Consider the following 15,846-nt stretch of genomic DNA (forward strand, 5'->3'; position numbering starts at 1 on the left):
ACCCTTGCCCATCCTGCCGGGGAGATCCAGCCATCAGGCCGCCACCACCCCGTGGCCCTCGGCCGCCCCGGCCAGCGCCCCGGCGAACCAGCGCGCGGAGGGACGCTCCGCGGGGTCGCGGCGGAACGCCGCCCGCAGCAGCCCCGCCAGCGGCTCGGGCGCGCCGTCGATGTCGGCCTGGCCGCGCAGGATCCGGAAGCACACCCCCTGCAGCGACCCGCGCCCGAACGGCGGGCGGCCCGTCGCCGCGTAGGCCACGGTCGACGCCCACGAGAACACGTCCGACGCGGCGGTGGCGCGCTCCCCCTCGATCAGCTCGGGCGCCAGGTAGGCGGGCGTCCCCACGACCATGCCGCGCCTGGTGATCTGCTCCGCGCCGGACTCGTGCGCGATCCCGAAGTCGATCAGCGTCGGGCGGTCGCCCAGAACGATGACGTTGCCGGGCGACACGTCGCGGTGCAGCACGCCCGCGTCGTGGACGTCCCCGAGCGCCAGCGCCAGCCGCCGCGCGAACCGGACGAGCCGGTCGCCGCGCAGCGGCCCGTACGCCGGGACGAGGTCGTTCAGCGGGCACCCCGGCACGTACTGCATGACCACGTGCGGCCTCGGCGCCGAGACCGCCCCGTCCAGCAGGCGGGCGACGTGGGCGCTGCGCACCCGCGCCTGCGCCCGCATCTCCCGCGCCAGCCGGCTGATCGCCTCCGGCTCCCCCGCGAGCTCCGGAACGAGCTCCTTGACCGCGACCTCCCGGCCGGCGGCGTCCATGGCCAGGTGGACCACCGCCGTGCTCCCCCGGCCGATCTCGCCCAGCAACCGGTACCCGCCCAGTCTCCTGTGCGTCCCCATGCACCCTTTGACGCCAGGAAACGCCCTCCGGGTTCCCGGCGTCCGCGCGAGTCCGGTTCAGGTCACCCGGGTTCCCGCGGGTCCGCCTCGCGGGCCGGCTAGCCCTTGCGCGCCGCCTGGCGGGCCCGGCGCTCCTCGCGGCGGGTCTCGAACTTGGTGGCGGCGGCGTCGAGCTGCTCCAGGAACTCGGCGAGCTCCTCGCGGGCCTTCTCGCCGTCGCCCGTCAGGTCGGTGCGGTCGAAGACGCCCCACTTGCGCAGCACCGGGACGAGCACGTCGTCGTGGTGGAGCCGCAGGTCGTAGATGCCGGCGTTGGCGATGACGACCGACTTGCGCAGGAAGCCGTCGATGCTGTGGCCGGGCATCTGGAACGTCGTCACGACGTCGGTGATCGCCCGCATCGTCTCGTTCGGGGAGGCCTCCAGCGCGGCGCCCATCAGGTTCCGGTAGAAGATCATGTGGAGGTTCTCGTCGGCGGCGATGCGCGTCATCATCTGCTCGCAGACGGGGTCGCCGGACGCCTTGCCGGTGTTGCGGTGCGACACGCGGGTCGCGAGCTCCTGGAACGACACGTACGCCGTCCCGTGCAGGAACGAGTCGCCGTGGTCGGCCTCGTAGCCCGCCTCCATGTGGTGCATGCGGGCGCGCTCCAGCGCGATCGGGTCGACCGCGCGGCTCACGGTGAGGTAGTCGCGCAGGGCGATGCCGTGCCGGTTCTCCTCGGCCGTCCAGCGGTTCACCCACGTGCCCCAGGCGCCGTCGCGGCCGAAGACGGTGGCGATGGCGCGGTGGTAGCCGGGCAGGTTGTCCTCGGTGAGGAGGTTGACGATCAGGGAGTCGCGCGCCTCGGGAGTCACCTTCGACTGCTCGATGGACCACGGCTCGCCGCCCAGCGGCCCGTCGAAGTCGCGGCCCTCGCTCCACGGGACGTACTGGTGCGGGAACCATTCCTTGGCCATGGACAGGTGCCGGTTCAGCTCCTGCTCGACCACCGGCTCGAGGTCGAGCATGAGGCCGGTCTGGGACTTCTCTTCGGGGGTCACGGACATGCGGTTCCTTCGCTGGACGAGGTCGTCTTTGCGGGCGCCCAGCAGGCCGTTCACAACCTACTCAAGCGTAGGTTCGATGGTCGCGAGTCGGCGCGAGCCCCGTCAAGTCAGCACCGCGACAAGCAAGGCGCCGGAACTTTTGTAGGTCCGCGCGAAATCGGCATGACGCCTCGTCACCGCGTGTCGGCGGCCTGTTGCCACATCCGGTTCACGGCCGCCCTGAGCAGCGGCCGCGGAACGAGGCGGAGCGCCGGGAGCGCCGCCTTGTACTGCATGCCGGGAACGCACAGCGCGCGTCCGGTCGCCACGGCCTCCAGCCCCGCCCGCGCCACGTCGTCGCGCCGCAGCCAGAGCAGGTTGGCCGGGACGTCGTCGTCGGTGCGGGTGAAGCCGGGGCACAGCGCCGTCACGTGGACGCCCTTGCCCGAGACCTCCGAGTGCAGGCTCTCGGAGAACGACGCCACGTACGCCTTCGTCGCCCCGTAGGTCGCGCTGCCGGGCGAGGGCGCGAACCCCGCCATCGACGCGACGTTCAGCACCCCGCCCCGGCCGCGCGCGATCATGCCGGGCAGGGCGGCGTGGGTGAGCCGCACGAGCGCGGCCACGTTCAGCTCGATCTGCGCGAGGTGGTCGTCGAGCGGCAGTTCCGCGAACGCCCCGAAGGCGCCGTACCCGGCGTTGTTGACGAGCAGTTCGACCGGCTCGGCGCGCAGCCGCGCCTCGACCTCGGCGCGCCGCGCGGGATCGGTGAGGTCGGCGGCCACGACCTCCACGGCCACCCGGTACCGTTCGACGAGCTCGCGGGCCAGCCCGTCCAGCCGGTCGCTCCGGCGGGCCACGATCACCAGGTCGGTGCCGCGGCCGGCCAGGAGGCGGGCGAAGCTCTCGCCGATACCGCTGGACGCCCCCGTCACGAGCGCGGTCCGGTACGCATGTCGCATGGCGGCAGATGCTATCGGCGGTTCTTCGCGCACCCCCACAGCACGCCCAAAAAACACCGATAACGTTTCAGCCCGCGAGTTCGGAGGTGCGCTCCGGATCGCCCCCAGCGTACTCGGGGGGCGGCAGCATGGCGGCCGGATCCTCGCCCGCCACCCACAGCCCCACCATGAACGCGGTGGCGGCCTCCAGGAGCCCGGCCCGCTCCAGGCTCCCCCCGTCCATCGGCACGCAGCCGAGGTCGCGCACCAGGCCGCGCACCGCGGCGAGGGCCTCCTCGTCGTCCCCGCACAGCGGGACGCCGAGCGGACGCCCCCCGAACGCCGGGGGCGTCATCCGCCACACGCTCTCGTGGCAGGTGTTGAACGCCTTCACGACCCGCGCGCCGCTGAGGTCGGCGATCCGCCGCGCCGCGGACGGGCCGCCCGCCGTCTTGAGCCGCTCGAACGGCGGCTCCATCGGGTTGGTGCAGTCGATCAGCACGCGCCCCTCCAGCGGCCCCGCCTCGCGCAGGACGTCCGGGACGCCCTCGTGCCAGACGGCGAGGAGCACCGCGTCGCCGTGCTCCGCCGCCTCCCGCAGCGTGCCGCCGGCCGCGCCGTGCCCGATCCGTCCGGCCAGCGCGACCGCCTTCGCGGGGGTCCTTGCCCCGATCCGCACCCGATGTCCCTTGCGCGCCCACTGCGTGGCGAGCGCGTCCGCCATGGCGCCCGCGCCGAGCACTCCGATCCGCATGACGTCCTCCCGTTCGTTTACCGTCGGTCGGGACGTTAGGCGGTCCGTTCCGCACCATCCGGTGCGTATCGGAGGGGGCAGGATGGCGGGCGAACCCATGGACGAGTACGAGTACATCGCCGACTGCCAGACGAGGCTCGGCCTCGACGTGCTCTCGGGCACGTGGACGGGCGTCGTGCTGTGGTCGCTCCAGCACGGCCCGCTGCGTCCGGGTGAACTGCGCGAGCGGATCGGCGGCATCAGCCACAAGGTGCTGACCGAGACGCTGCGCCGCCTCGAACGCGACGGCCTGGTGGTCCGCCGCCGGTACGCCGAGGCGCCCCCGCGCGTCGAGTACGAGCTCACCCCGCCCGGGCGCGGGATGCTCGAACCCCTCGCCGCCCTCGGCCGCTGGACCGAACGCTACGCCGACGAGGTGCTGGGCACGCGTGACCGCGCGCCCGGCGACGGTGAACTCAGCGGCCGGTGAACGTGGCCTTGCCCGGGCCCTCCTCCATGAAGCTCTTCATCCCGGCCGCCTGGTCCTCGGTGGCGAAAAGGGCCGCGAACTGCGTCCGCTCGATCTCCAGCCCGGTGTCGAGGTCGGCCTCCAGCCCCCGGTCGATGGCCTGCTTGGCGGCGCGCAGCGCGATCGCGGGACCGCCGACGAACGTCGCCGCCCACTTCCGGGCGGCGGAGTAGACGGCGTCGTCGGGGACGACCCGGTCCACCAGGCCCATCGCGAGGGCCTCGTCCGCCGCGACGTGCCGTCCCGAGAAGATCAGGTCCTTGGCCTTCGACGGCCCGACCAGCCGGGCCAGCCGCTGCGTGCCGCCCGCGCCGGGGATGATGCCGAGCTGGATCTCCGGCTGGCCCACCTTCGCGCCCTCTCCCGCGACGCGGAAGTCGGCGGTCAGCGCCACCTCCAGCCCGCCGCCGAGCGCGTACCCGGTGATCGCGGCGATGACCGGCTTGGGGATCCCGGCGAGCGCCTTGGCGAAGTCCTGCAGCAGCCGCGAGTGCCCCGCCGACATCTCCGCGTACGACATCGGGGCCATCTCCTTGATGTCCGCGCCCGCGGCGAAGACCCGCTCGCCCCCGTACAGCACCACCGCGCCGACCGCCTCGTCCTGCGTGACCTGCCGGGCCGCGTCGATGAGCTCCCGCTGCATCTGGGCGTTCAGGGCGTTCATCTTCGGACGGTCCAGCCTGATCGTCGCGATCCCGTCCTCGACCTCGACCCGTACGAACTCGCCCACGGCGACCCTCCCAGTGCAACTCGGTGCGGACGCCCCGAGCCTAACCAGCGGCCGGTCACGGAGCGGGCCCCGGTGGTGTCCGAGGCTGCTGGTAGCTTCGGGGACCATGCTCGTCGCCCACGCCACCTGGCATGGCGGTGCGCTCTGCCTGTGGGCCGAACGCACCGGCCCGTACGAGCCCTCCCCGGACGTCCACCCCTTCGCGACCTGCGATTTCACCGGCACGTCCTATGAGCCGCTCCTGCGCGCCGCGTTCCGCGTCGAGCTGGCGATGTCGCTGCCCACCGCGGGCGACCATCCGCTGCCGTCGGCCGAGCTGGGCCCCGAGCCGGTGCGCGACGAGCCCGAGCTGCGCCCGTGGCGGGTCCCGGCCCTGGTCCTCGCCCCGTTCCCCGCGATGGCGCTGCTCCAGGCGGCCGAGCACAGCGCCGACGTCGTCGCGGGCACCGACCTGCGCTTCCTGTGCCTGCTCGCCGACGAGGCGGTGCACCTCGCCGGGCGCGGCCACGTCCTGCCCGCCCTGCTGCGCGAGGACGGCGACCTCGTCGCCCGCTGGCGCCCGGTGATCGACGACCCGGCGCGGTTCCGCGCGCTGGCCCGCGCCATGCCCGCCGCCTGCCGCGCGGCCGACGGCGGGCGGCCCGCCGCCGAGGTCCTGCGCGAGGCGCTGTCGGCCCTGGTCGACACGGCCGTGCGGGGCACCGTCCCGCATCCGCTGCTGGTATCGCGGCGCAAGGAGCCCGACCGGCTCCCGCTCGCCGAGCGCTGGGTGATGGCGCTGACCGGCCCGTCCCCCGAGGTCGCCCGCGAACCCCGCGACGACCCCGACGACCTCATCGCCGAGCTGGACGCGTGGGCCGCCGCCGCGCGCCGCCCGTCCGGCCCGCTGCGTGTCTGCTTCCGCCTCGCCGAACCGGGCGCCGAGGAGTTCGAGGAGGACGCCGAGCCCCGCGACGGCGGCTCCTGGCGGGTCGAGTTCGCCCTCCAGGGCACCGACGACCCGAGCCTCTACGTCCCCGCCGCGCTGGTCTGGGACGGCGAGGCCACGTCGATCCCGCAGGCCGAGGAGACCCTCCTCGCCGGCCTCGGCCGGGCCCTGCGCCTCTTCCCCGACCTGGCGCCCGCCCTGGACGGCCCCGCGCCGCGCGAGCTCCTCCTCGACACGGCGGGCGCGTTCCGCTTCCTCCGCCAGGCGGCCCCCATGCTCGCCGCCGCGGGCTTCGGCGTCCTGCTCCCCCAGTGGGCGGGCAAGGCGAAGCTCGGCATGAGGCTCACCACCCGCCCCGAGGACCCGGAGGCCTCCGCGGGGTCGGCGGCGCCCTCGGGCTTCGATCTGAAGTCGATGGTCGACTTCCGCTGGGACCTCGCCATCGGCGACGAGAGCATCGACGAGGCCGAGCTGGAGGAGCTGGCCCGGCTGAAGACCCCCCTCGTCCGCCTGCGCGGCCAGTGGGTGGAGCTCGACGAGCACCAGCTGGAGGCGGCCCTCGACTTCCTGCGCCACCCGCGCCGCGGCCGCATGACGGCCGCCGAGGCGATCAGGGCCATCGTGCACGCCGGCGACGACGCCCTCCCCCTGACCGGGGTGGACGCCGCGGGCCCCCTCGGCGACCTCCTCTCCGGTGAGGCCGACCGCCGCCTCGCCCCCATGCGCACCCCGGAGGACCTGGACGCCGAGCTGCGGCCCTACCAGGAGCGCGGGCTCGCCTGGCTGACGTTCATGAACGAACTCGGCCTGGGCGCCCTTCTCGCGGACGACATGGGCCTCGGGAAAACCATCTCGGTGCTCTCACTGCTTGTTCACGAACGAAAAGATGGTGCGACGACCGCTCCGACGCTGGCCATTCTCCCGATGTCGCTGGTGGGGAACTGGCAGCGGGAGGCCGCGCGGTTCACGCCGAAGCTGCGGGTGTACGTGCACCACGGGACGGGGCGGCACCGGGGCGAGGAGCTCGCCGAGGCGGTGGCGGGGGCGGATCTGGTGCTCACCACCTACGGGACGGCGGCGCGCGACGCGGAGATGCTCGCGCCGATCGCGTGGGAGCGGGTCATCTGCGACGAGGCGCAGGCGCTCAAGAACAGCGGGACGCGGCAGGCCCGGGCGGTGCGGAGCATCCCGGCGCGGAGCCGGATCGCGCTCACCGGCACGCCCGTGGAGAACCACCTGACCGAGCTGTGGTCGATCATGGAGTTCGCGAACCCGGGGCTGCTCGGGCCGCGGAGCGCGTTCCGGCGGCGGTTCGCGATCCCGATCGAGCGGGAGGGCGACGAGCAGGCGGCGCTGGCGCTCAGGCGGGCGACGCAGCCGTTCATCCTGCGCCGCCTCAAGACCGACAAGTCGATCATCTCGGATCTGCCGGAGAAGCAGGAGATCAAGGTCTACTGCAACCTGACGACCGAGCAGGCGTCGCTCTACCAGGCGACCGTGGACGACATGCTCCAGCAGATCGCCGAGGCGGAGGAGGCCAAGCGGCGCGGGCTGGTGCTGGCGACGATGGCCAAGCTCAAGCAGGTCTGCAACCATCCGGCGCAGCTGCTCAAGGACGGCTCGCGCCTGCCCGGACGGTCGGGCAAGCTCGAACGGCTGGAGGAGATCTGCTCCGAGGTCCTGGAGCAGGGCGAGAAGGCGCTCGTCTTCACCCAGTACGCCGAGTTCGGGTCGATGCTCCAGCCCTACCTGGCGGCGCGGCTCGAACGCCCGGTGCTGTGGCTGCACGGCGGGACGTCCAAGCAGGGGCGCGACGACCTCGTCCAGCGGTTCCAGGAGGACGGCGAACCCGCCATCTTCCTGCTGTCCCTCAAGGCCGCCGGGACGGGCCTGACGCTGACGGCCGCCAACCACGTCGTGCACGTCGACCGCTGGTGGAACCCGGCCGTGGAGGACCAGGCCACCGACCGGGCGTTCCGCATCGGGCAGACCCGCGACGTCCAGGTCCGCAAGTTCATCTGCGTGGGGACGATGGAGGAGCGCGTCGACGAGATGATCGAACGCAAGAAGGCCCTGGCCGACTCGATCGTCGGCACGGGTGAGGACTGGCTGACCGAGCTGTCGGTCGCCGAGCTGCGCGACGTCCTGCGGCTGTCGCCGGAGGCGGTGAGCGACTGATGGACGAGGGCGTCAGGGCGCGCACGAGGCGCGGCTCGATCGGGGCGCGGTGGTGGTCGCGGCGCTTCATCGACCTGGTGGAGTCGTTCGCCGACGCCGGGCGCCTGGAGCGGGGCCGCGCCTACGCCCGCAAGGGCACCGTGTTCGACCTGCGGGTGGAGGCGTACGAGGTGACCGCGAAGGTGCGGGGCTCGGCGCCGGAGCCGTACGAGGTGGCGCTCGGCATCGAGGCGATCGACGAGGACGGCTGGCGCGCGGTGGAGGCGGAGCTGGCGTCCCGCGCGCTGTTCCGGGCCCGGCTGCTGGCCGGGGAGATGCCACCGGAGATCGAGTGGGTGTTCGCCGAGCTGGGGCTCGCGCTGTTCCCGGACTCGGCGTCCGACCTGCACCTGATGTGCGACTGCCCCGACTGGGGCGACCCGTGCAAGCACGCCGCCGCCGTCCTGTACCTGCTCGCCGAGGCGTTCGACGACGACCCGTTCCTCGTCCTCCAGTGGAACGGGCGGCGCCGGGACCAGCTGCTCGGCGCGCTGCGGCGCGCCACCGGGACGGAGCCCGACCCGCTGGAGATGCGGGCCGAGCCGCTTACCGCCGAGGGTTTCTGGACACCGCCGTCCGGGCTGGCCCGGCTGCGCGAGCGCCCGCCGGCGCCGCCCGTCCCGCCGGGGTTCGTGCTCCACGTCGCCGCTCCCCCGCCGGTCCGCGTCCGGCGCCGCGCGCTGACCGACGTGCTGGCGCCCGTCTACGAGGCACTCGCCGGGCAGGACGAGGACTGACCCGAGGTCTCCGGCGCCTGCGGGCCACGGATGATCTTACGGAGTGCGAACGCCGGCGCGGCTCGACCGCCTGCCGGAGGGGCCGCTCCCTAGGCTTTCAGCACGTGGGCGCCCCGGGAGGGCCGGGCGCCGCCTTGGGGGGAGCGACGAGGGATGAGTGGAATCGTCGTGGAGGCGCGTGAACTGCGCGTCCGCTGCGGCGCCCGGACGGTCGGGGACTTCTCGTTCGGGGTGCCGGAGGGCCAGGTCTACGCGCTGCTCGGCCACGGGGGGTCGGGCAAGACGCTGCTGCTGGAGGCGCTGGCGGGCCTCCGCCGCCCCTGCGGCGGCACGGTGCGGGTCCGGGGCGCCGACCCGTACGCGGAGCGGGAGGGGCTGCGGATCGGCGCGGTGTGGCGGGACGGCGGGCTCTTCCCCGGCCTCACCGTCTCCGAGGTCGTCACGGCTTGGCGCCGCTGGACGCTGGACCCGCTGGCGGCGGACGAGGCGCTCGCGCTGACCGGCCTGGAGGCGTCCGCCGGGGTGCGGTTCGAGCGGCTGACGGCCGGGCAGCGGCGGCGGCTCGACCTGTCGCTGGCGCTGCTGGGGCGCTCGGACGTGCTCTTCCTGGACGAACCTACGTCCGGCCTCGACAGTGGAACGGTCCACCTGATCTGGGCGACGCTGCGCCGGATCGCCGCGTCCGGCACGACAGTCCTGCTCACCACGCGCGACGCGGCCGAGGCCCGCCGCGCCGACGGTGTCGGCGTCGTCGACCGGGCGCGGCCCGTGGCGCCGGGCGGGGGCGGGACCGGCATGATCTCGATCAGGAGGCGCGCCCCGTCCGGCGGTCCCGGCGCCGCCCGGTTCTGGGCGCAGGCGGCCGCGGCTCGCGCGCCGGGTTCCGCGGCCGCTCAGGTTCCGGAGCCGCTCGGGTCCCGGCGCCGGGAGGCGGGCTAGGGCCTACTAGAGCGGCAGGCGGGCGCGGACGGTGAAGCCGCCGTCCGGGCCGGGCCCGGCGTCGAGGTCGCCGCCGAGCGCCTCGGCGCGCTCCCGCATCCCGCGGATGCCGCTGCCGTCGGACGACGGCGCGCCGGATCCGGGCGTCCCGTCGTCCGCCACGCTGACGACCACGCCGTCGGCGCCGTAGCCGACGCGGACGACGGCGGACGTCGCGCCGGAATGCCGGGTGACGTTGGTGAGCGCCTCCTGGACGATCCGGTACGCGGCGAGGTCGGCCTCGGCGGGCAGCGGGCGCGGCTCGCCCTCCACCTCGGTGCGGATCTCCAGGCCGGCCGCCGCGAGGCCCCGGGTCAGCTCGTCCAGCCGGGCGAGGCCGGGGGCGGGCGCGACCGGGGCGGCCTCGTCGACCTGCCGCAGGACGCCGAGCGTGGCGCGCATCTCCCGGAGCACGTCCTTGCTGGCCTGCTTGATCGCGGTGAGGGCGTCCTCGGCGCGCTCCGGCTCGCGGCGCAGGCCGTGCAGCGCGGCGGTGGCCTGCACGTTGATGAGCGAGATGTTGTGGCCGAGGACGTCGTGCAGCTCGCGGGCGATGCGCAGGCGCTCCTCGATGGCCCGGCGGCGGGCCTCGGCCTCGCGTCCGCGCTCGGCGACGCGGGCGCGCTCCTGCGCCTCGCGCAGGTAGGCGCGGCGGTTGCGGACGACGCCGCCGATGGCGACGACCGCGACGAACCAGCCGATGAGCAGGAAGCCGGCCGCGTCGGCGAGGTGGTTGACGTCGTCGCGGCGGTCGCCGGCCACCGTCCCGGCCACCGCGATCCCCACGAGGACGACGGCCGCGGTGATGTGGCCCTCGGCGGCCGCGGTGTAGAGGGCGACGACGAACGTGAGCACGGCCGGCCCGTCGGGTTCGGTGACCGGGTAGTAGACGGCGCAGGCGGCGAGCGTGACGGCGGCGACCGCGACGGGATGGCTCCGGCGGAAGTACAGCGCCCCGCAGGCGACCGCCAGCAGCGCCCAGCTGTAGAGGGGCATCCGCGAGGGCGGGCCCGTGTGGACCGACACGAGGGTCATCGCGGCCAGGACGGCGAAGGCCCCGCCGGCCAGTGCGGCGTCCGCGGTGCGGCCGGTCGGCGGCCAGGGGACCGGCCGCCCGCCCCGGTTCGCAAGTCGCACGTGTCCATCCTGCCAGCTTCGGCTCGCTTGCACATCCGATACGGGATGTAGTACTTCTACTATCAACAGATGCAGACTTACGGTGATCCGTCCAAGGACCCGTACGGGGAGTGAGCATGAGCGAGCCGGTGAACCGCAAGGCCGATCCGGTGCCCGCCGAGAAGGAGACCGTGCACAACCGGATCACGGTGCTGAGGGCGGAGCGCGGCGTCTCGCGCCGCGACCTCGCCGCCGCGCTGGGGGTGCACTACCAGACGGTCGGCTACCTGGAGCGGGGCGAGTACAGCCCGAGCCTGCACCTCGCCCTGCGCATCGCCGAGTACTTCGAGGTGCCGGTCGAGGTCGTCTTCTCCCTCAAGCCGTTCCCGAGAATCGGAGGCACGTCATGACGAACCGCACCGCCGGATGGAGGGAGCGGTCCCGCCGCAGGCGCTCGGACCGCCTCGCCGCCCTCGACGAGGAGCTGGAGCGGCGGCTGCCCGCCCGCTACGCGCGCCGCCGGCCCCGCCGGATGCTGGCGGGGGCGGGCGCGGCCATGCTGGGCCTGTTCTGGGTGGACGCCGCCGTGTCGTGGGCGCTGGCCCCGAGCGACACCGCGATGATCGTCAACTTCGTGATCCTCGGCGTCCTGGTGGTGGGCGGGATACCGCTGGCCGGCCAGCTGATCGCGGTGACCCGGGGCCTGACCTCCAGGCGGGAGCGCGAGCTGGACGAGCGGCAGCTCACTGCGCGGCTCCGCGCCTTCGCGACGTCGCACCAGGCCACCACGTTCGTGCTGGTCGCGGTGCTGGTGGCGACGATGATCGCCGACCGGGACGGCCGCGAGTCGCAGATCCCCGGCGCCGCGCTCTTCCTGATCCTGTTCGCGCTGCTGGCGACGCACACGCTGCTCCCCCTCGTCGTCGCGGCCTGGCAGACGCCCGATCCGCCGCCCGCCGACGACGAGGGGGAGGCCGGCTAGCGCAGGTCGCCGTTGGTCATGCCCTGCGGCGCGGGCGGCAGCGCGACGAGGCCCATCTCGGCCCGTCCGGACAGCAGCGGGTGGCTCGGCACCACCCGCACGCTGTAGCCGAACGCGCCGCTGCGCCCGAGCGGCACCTCTCCGGTGTAGCGGCGCCGCCCGTTCTCGGCCGGGCCGCCGTCCTCCAGCTCCAGGTAGGACGGGTCGACGAGCGCGTCGGCGTCGTCCACCCGGCCGTAGGCGACCTCGACGGCGACGTCCTCGGGGGCGAGCCCGTCGAGGTCGACCACGACCCGGACCGTCAGCCGCGCGCCGACCTGGGGGCTCTCCTCCCCGGTCGACTCGACGTGCTCGACGGCGACCCGCGGCCACGCCGAGCGGACCTGCCGCTTCCAGGCCGCCAGCTCACGGGCGCCCGCGAACTTGTCGGCGACCATGGAGCGCTCCGACACGGCGGCCGGGGTGTAGAGGTCGTCGACGTAGTCGCGCAGCATCCGGGACGCGAGCACCTTCGGGCCGACGGTGGCGATGGTGTGCTTGACCATCTCCAGCCAGCGGCGCGGCAACCCGGCCGAGTCGCGGTCGTAGAACGTGACGGAGACGTGGTCCTCGATCAGCTCGTAGAGGGCGGCGGCCTCCAGCTCGTCCCGCCGGTCGGGGCCGGCGAGGCCGTCGGCGGAGGGGATCGCCCAGCCGTTCTGGCCGTCGTACCACTCGTCCCACCAGCCGTCGCGGATCGACAGGTTCAGCCCGCCGTTCAGCGCGGCCTTCATCCCGGACGTGCCGCACGCCTCCAGCGGGCGCAGCGGGTTGTTCATCCACACGTCGCAGCCCTGCACCATGAGCTGCCCGAGGGCCATGTCGTAGTCGGGCAGGAACACGATCCGGTGCCGGACGTCCTCGGACCCGGTGAACCGGACGATCTCCTGGATGAGCCGCTTGCCGCCCTCGTCGGCGGGGTGCGCCTTCCCGGCGATGACGATCTGCACGGGCCGGTCGGGGTCGAGCAGGATCGCGCGGAGCCGGTCCGGGTCGCTCATCATCAGCGTGAGCCGCTTGTAGGACGGGACGCGCCGCGCGAACCCGATCGTCAGGACGTCGGGGTCGAGGGCGTCGTCGATCCACGAGGTCTCGGCCTCGCTGGCGCCGCGCTGGCGCCACGACTCGCGCAGGCGGCGGCGCGCGTCCGTCACGAGGCGGCGGCGCAGCAGGTTGCGCATCCGCCAGACCTCCGGCTCGGGGACGTCGCGCACGGCCTCCCAGCCGCGCCCGGACTCCATCACCGACGGCAGCTCGCGGGCGGTGAACTCCAGCACCTCGCGCGCGACCCACGTCCCGGCGTGCACGCCGTTGGTGATCGACCCGATGGGGACCTCCGCGGTGTCGAACCCGCCCCACAGCCCGCCGAACATCTCCCGGCTGACCTCGCCGTGCAGCCGGCTGACGCCGTTCACGCGCTGCGCCAGCCGCATGCCCATCACGGCCATGTTGAACACGGTGCGGTCGCCGCCGGGGTAGTCCTCGGCGCCGAGCGCGAGGATCCGGTCGACGGGGACCTGCTCCTCCTCGTTCGCGCCGCCGAAGTAGCGGGCGATCAGTTCGCGGGGGAACCGGTCGATACCGGCCGGGACGGGCGTGTGGGTGGTGAACACCGTGCCCGCCCGGACCGCCTCCAGGGCCTCGTCGAAGGTCAGGGCCTCCTCCTTTGCCAGCTCGCGGATGCGCTCCAGGCCGAGGAACCCGGCGTGGCCCTCGTTGGTGTGGAACACCTCCGGCGCCGGATGCCCGGTGATGCGGCAGTACGCGCGGATGGCCCGCACGCCGCCGATGCCGAGCAGCATCTCCTGGAGGAGGCGGTGGTCGCCGCCGCCCCCGTACAGCCGGTCGGTGACGTCCCGGGCGGCCTGGTCGTTCTCCTCGACGTCGGAGTCGAGGAGCAGCTGCGGGACGCGGCCGACCCGCGCGATCCACACCTGCGCGTGCAGGCCGCCGCCCTTGGGCAGGCCGATGACGACGCGCACCGGCGTCCCGTCCCGCTCGCGCAGGAGGGTCAGGGGCAGCCCGTTGGGGTCGATCGGGGGATAGCGCTCCAGCTGCCAGCCGTCCGGCGACAGCGACTGGGAGAAGTAGCCGTGCCGGTAGAGGAGCCCGACCCCGAGGATGGGCACGCCGAGGTCGCTGGCGGTCTTCAGGTGGTCGCCGGCGAGGATGCCGAGGCCCCCGGAGTACTGCGGCAGCGCGGCGGTGATCCCGTACTCGGGTGAGAAGTAGGCGATGCTCACCGGCGAGTCCCCTGGGCGCGACTGGTACCAGCGCGGCGCCGTCAGGTACTCGCGCAGGTCCTCGGCGGTGTCCTGGAGGCGTCGCAGGAACCGCCGGTCCTCCGCCAGCCGCGCGAGCCGCTCGGGGGCGACCTCGCCGAGCAGCCTGACCGGATCGTGGTGGACGGCCTTCCAGAGCGCAGGGTCCACGTCGCGGAAGAGGTCGAGCGTCTCGTGGTGCCACGACCAGCGCAGGTTGAGGACCAGCTCCTCGAGCTGCCTGAGGGGCTCGGGAAGGACGGTGCGTACCGTGAAACGTCGGATTGCCTTCACGCAACGTCACGCTATGCGCTTCGGGGGCATGGGCGCGACGGCGGGGACCACACCGTCACCTCGCGGACCGATCGGCCCGCCGGGGGCACGAGTCCCCGGAATCCCCGTCCCCACAGGGGCTCCCGCCCGGTCCCGGGCGCTCGTCACCTGGGCGGGCTCCCGCGTCCGGGCCGACCGTTTGCCCAATCTCGACCCTCCCAAGACCGGCGCGGCACGGCCGGGGTCGGCCAGGAGCCGTGTCGCAGGTCGGCCAGGGGACGAGCCGCACGCCACGGCGACCATCGGGCGAACGTGGAAAAACTTCCGCGACTACTCGGCAGTAGGCGGCGCGTTCCGGGCATGGACGTTTTGGATCTCTCGAGAGGGTAGGGGTGGCACATGCACGTCGAGTCCGGAACGTCCAGCATGCCCGGGATTCCGAGGCTGGGACGCATCCCGATCGTCAACGTCGAGCCGGTGGTGGACTGCGGCCGGTGGCCGGCGAAGGCGGTGGTGGGCGAGACCGTCGAGGTGTCGGCGACGGTGTTCCGGGAGGGGCACGAGCGGCTGGGCGCGGCGGTGGTGCTGCGGACGCCGGACGGCGAGGAACTGCCGCCGCAGCGGATGAGCGAGGTCGGGGTCGGGCTCGACCGGTGGTCGGCGCGGGTGACGCCGACGGAGATGGGGTCGTGGTCGTTCCGGGTGGAGGCCTGGGGCGATCCGATCGCGCACTGGCGCCACGACGCCGAGATCAAGGTTCCGCGCGGCCAGGACGTCGAGCTCATGCTCGCGGAAGGGGCGCGGCTGTTCGCCCGCGCGGCGGAGGCCGTCCCGAGCAAGGACCGCCCGACCGTGGGGCGGCTGGCCAAGCGCCTCGGGGACGAGACCGTTCCGGTCGCCGACCGGATGGAGGCCGTTGCCGATCCCGATGTCGAGGACGTCCTGGAACGCCATCCGTTGCGGGATCTGTTGACGGTCAGTGACTGGTATCCGCTGGTGGTGCACCGGCAACGAGCCCTGTACGGGGCCTGGTACGAGTTCTTCCCCCGCTCCGAAGGCGCGACCTTCGACCCCCTGGGGCGGCGCGGCCCGACCTCGGGCACCCTGCGCACCGCGATGAAACGCCTGCCCGCGATCGCCGACATGGGCTTCGACGTGGTCTACCTGCCCCCCATCCACCCCATCGGCACCACCCACCGCAAAGGCCCCAACAACACCCTGGACGCCGGCCCCTACGACCCCGGCTCCCCCTGGGCCATCGGCTCACCCGACGGCGGCCACGACGCCGTCCACCCCGACCTGGGCACCCTGGAGGACTTCGACGCCTTCGTCGCCCACGCCGGCGACTGCGGCCTGGAAGTCGCCCTGGACCTGGCCCTGCAATGCTCCCCCGACCACCCCTGGGTGACCCAACACCCCGAATGGTTCACCACCCGCGCCGACGGCACCATCGCCCACGCCGAGAACCCGCCCAAGAAATACCAGGACATCTACCCCCTCAACTTCGA

General features: G+C 73.9%; 14 protein-coding genes. 7 read left to right on the forward strand and 7 right to left on the reverse strand.

Features of this window, described 5'->3' with window-relative positions; all coding sequences use genetic code 11:
* Positions 1-33: 33 nt before the first annotated feature.
* The 4 genes from AB0C87_RS19410 to AB0C87_RS19425 all read right to left on the reverse strand — a co-directional run bounded on the left by AB0C87_RS19410 (position 34) and on the right by AB0C87_RS19425 (position 3,569).
* Entirely contained in the window at positions 34-846 is an 813-nt protein-coding gene (locus AB0C87_RS19410; protein ID WP_353835041.1) for a protein kinase, read from the reverse strand.
* A 98-nt stretch (positions 847-944) separates the two neighbouring features.
* A complete protein-coding gene (locus AB0C87_RS19415; RefSeq protein ID WP_345174784.1) occupies positions 945-1,949 on the reverse strand; it encodes an acyl-ACP desaturase in 1,005 nt (334 codons plus the stop codon).
* A 119-nt stretch (positions 1,950-2,068) separates the two neighbouring features.
* Entirely contained in the window at positions 2,069-2,836 is a 768-nt protein-coding gene (locus AB0C87_RS19420; protein ID WP_345174782.1) for an SDR family oxidoreductase, read from the reverse strand.
* A gap of 67 nt (positions 2,837-2,903) precedes the next feature.
* Positions 2,904-3,569, reverse strand: a complete 666-nt coding sequence (locus tag AB0C87_RS19425) for an NAD(P)-binding domain-containing protein (protein ID WP_345174779.1) — start codon at positions 3,567-3,569, stop codon at positions 2,904-2,906.
* Between the two features lie 82 nt (positions 3,570-3,651).
* On the opposite strand from AB0C87_RS19425, the gene AB0C87_RS19430 reads away from it, so the two are divergent.
* On the forward strand, positions 3,652-4,038 hold the full coding sequence (locus tag AB0C87_RS19430; protein WP_353835043.1) for a winged helix-turn-helix transcriptional regulator: 387 nt from the start codon (positions 3,652-3,654) through the stop codon (positions 4,036-4,038).
* Here AB0C87_RS19430 and AB0C87_RS19435 read toward each other — a convergent pair.
* Positions 4,025-4,807: an enoyl-CoA hydratase-related protein gene (locus AB0C87_RS19435; RefSeq protein WP_345174775.1), complete on the reverse strand. Its 783-nt coding sequence runs from the start codon at positions 4,805-4,807 to the stop codon at positions 4,025-4,027. The genes AB0C87_RS19430 and AB0C87_RS19435 overlap by 14 nt on opposite strands.
* Before the next feature lie 106 nt (positions 4,808-4,913).
* Here AB0C87_RS19435 and AB0C87_RS19440 point away from each other — a divergent pair, with 106 nt between their 5' ends.
* The 3 genes from AB0C87_RS19440 to AB0C87_RS19450 all read left to right on the forward strand — a co-directional run bounded on the left by AB0C87_RS19440 (position 4,914) and on the right by AB0C87_RS19450 (position 9,628).
* On the forward strand, positions 4,914-7,913 hold the full coding sequence (locus tag AB0C87_RS19440; protein WP_360578745.1) for a DEAD/DEAH box helicase: 3,000 nt from the start codon (positions 4,914-4,916) through the stop codon (positions 7,911-7,913).
* Positions 7,913-8,689, forward strand: a complete 777-nt coding sequence (locus tag AB0C87_RS19445; RefSeq protein WP_360578746.1) for an SWIM zinc finger family protein — start codon at positions 7,913-7,915, stop codon at positions 8,687-8,689. Before AB0C87_RS19440 ends, AB0C87_RS19445 begins: the two co-directional genes overlap by 1 nt.
* 153 nt (positions 8,690-8,842) lie before the next feature.
* A complete protein-coding gene (locus AB0C87_RS19450) occupies positions 8,843-9,628 on the forward strand; it encodes an ABC transporter ATP-binding protein (protein WP_360578748.1) in 786 nt (261 codons plus the stop codon).
* Positions 9,629-9,634: 6 nt separating this feature from the next.
* Here AB0C87_RS19450 and AB0C87_RS19455 read toward each other — a convergent pair whose 3' ends face one another.
* Positions 9,635-10,804 carry a sensor histidine kinase gene (locus AB0C87_RS19455; RefSeq protein WP_360578750.1) on the reverse strand — a complete coding sequence of 390 codons (1,170 nt, stop codon included), beginning with the start codon at positions 10,802-10,804 and terminating at the stop codon, positions 9,635-9,637.
* A gap of 116 nt (positions 10,805-10,920) precedes the next feature.
* On the opposite strand from AB0C87_RS19455, the gene AB0C87_RS19460 reads away from it, so the two are divergent.
* Together AB0C87_RS19460 and AB0C87_RS19465 are read left to right on the forward strand one after the other, a co-directional pair.
* Complete coding sequence (locus AB0C87_RS19460; RefSeq protein WP_360578752.1) at positions 10,921-11,193, forward strand: helix-turn-helix transcriptional regulator; 273 nt, start codon at positions 10,921-10,923, stop codon at positions 11,191-11,193.
* Positions 11,190-11,765: a hypothetical protein gene (locus AB0C87_RS19465; RefSeq protein WP_353835047.1), complete on the forward strand. Its 576-nt coding sequence runs from the start codon at positions 11,190-11,192 to the stop codon at positions 11,763-11,765. The genes AB0C87_RS19460 and AB0C87_RS19465 overlap by 4 nt, the downstream gene beginning before the upstream one ends.
* Here AB0C87_RS19465 and glgP read toward each other — a convergent pair.
* Entirely contained in the window at positions 11,762-14,359 is a 2,598-nt protein-coding gene (gene glgP / locus AB0C87_RS19470) for an alpha-glucan family phosphorylase (protein WP_353835048.1), read from the reverse strand. The genes AB0C87_RS19465 and glgP overlap by 4 nt on opposite strands.
* Before the next feature lie 378 nt (positions 14,360-14,737).
* Here glgP and AB0C87_RS19475 point away from each other — a divergent pair.
* Positions 14,738-15,846 (forward strand): maltotransferase domain-containing protein (locus AB0C87_RS19475; RefSeq protein ID WP_360578754.1); only part of this gene is annotated, 1,109 nt, incomplete at its 3' end.

This window comes from Actinomadura sp. NPDC048021, from assembly GCF_040653135.1.
GTDB classification, from domain to species: domain Bacteria; phylum Actinomycetota; class Actinomycetes; order Streptosporangiales; family Streptosporangiaceae; genus Spirillospora; species Spirillospora verrucosospora.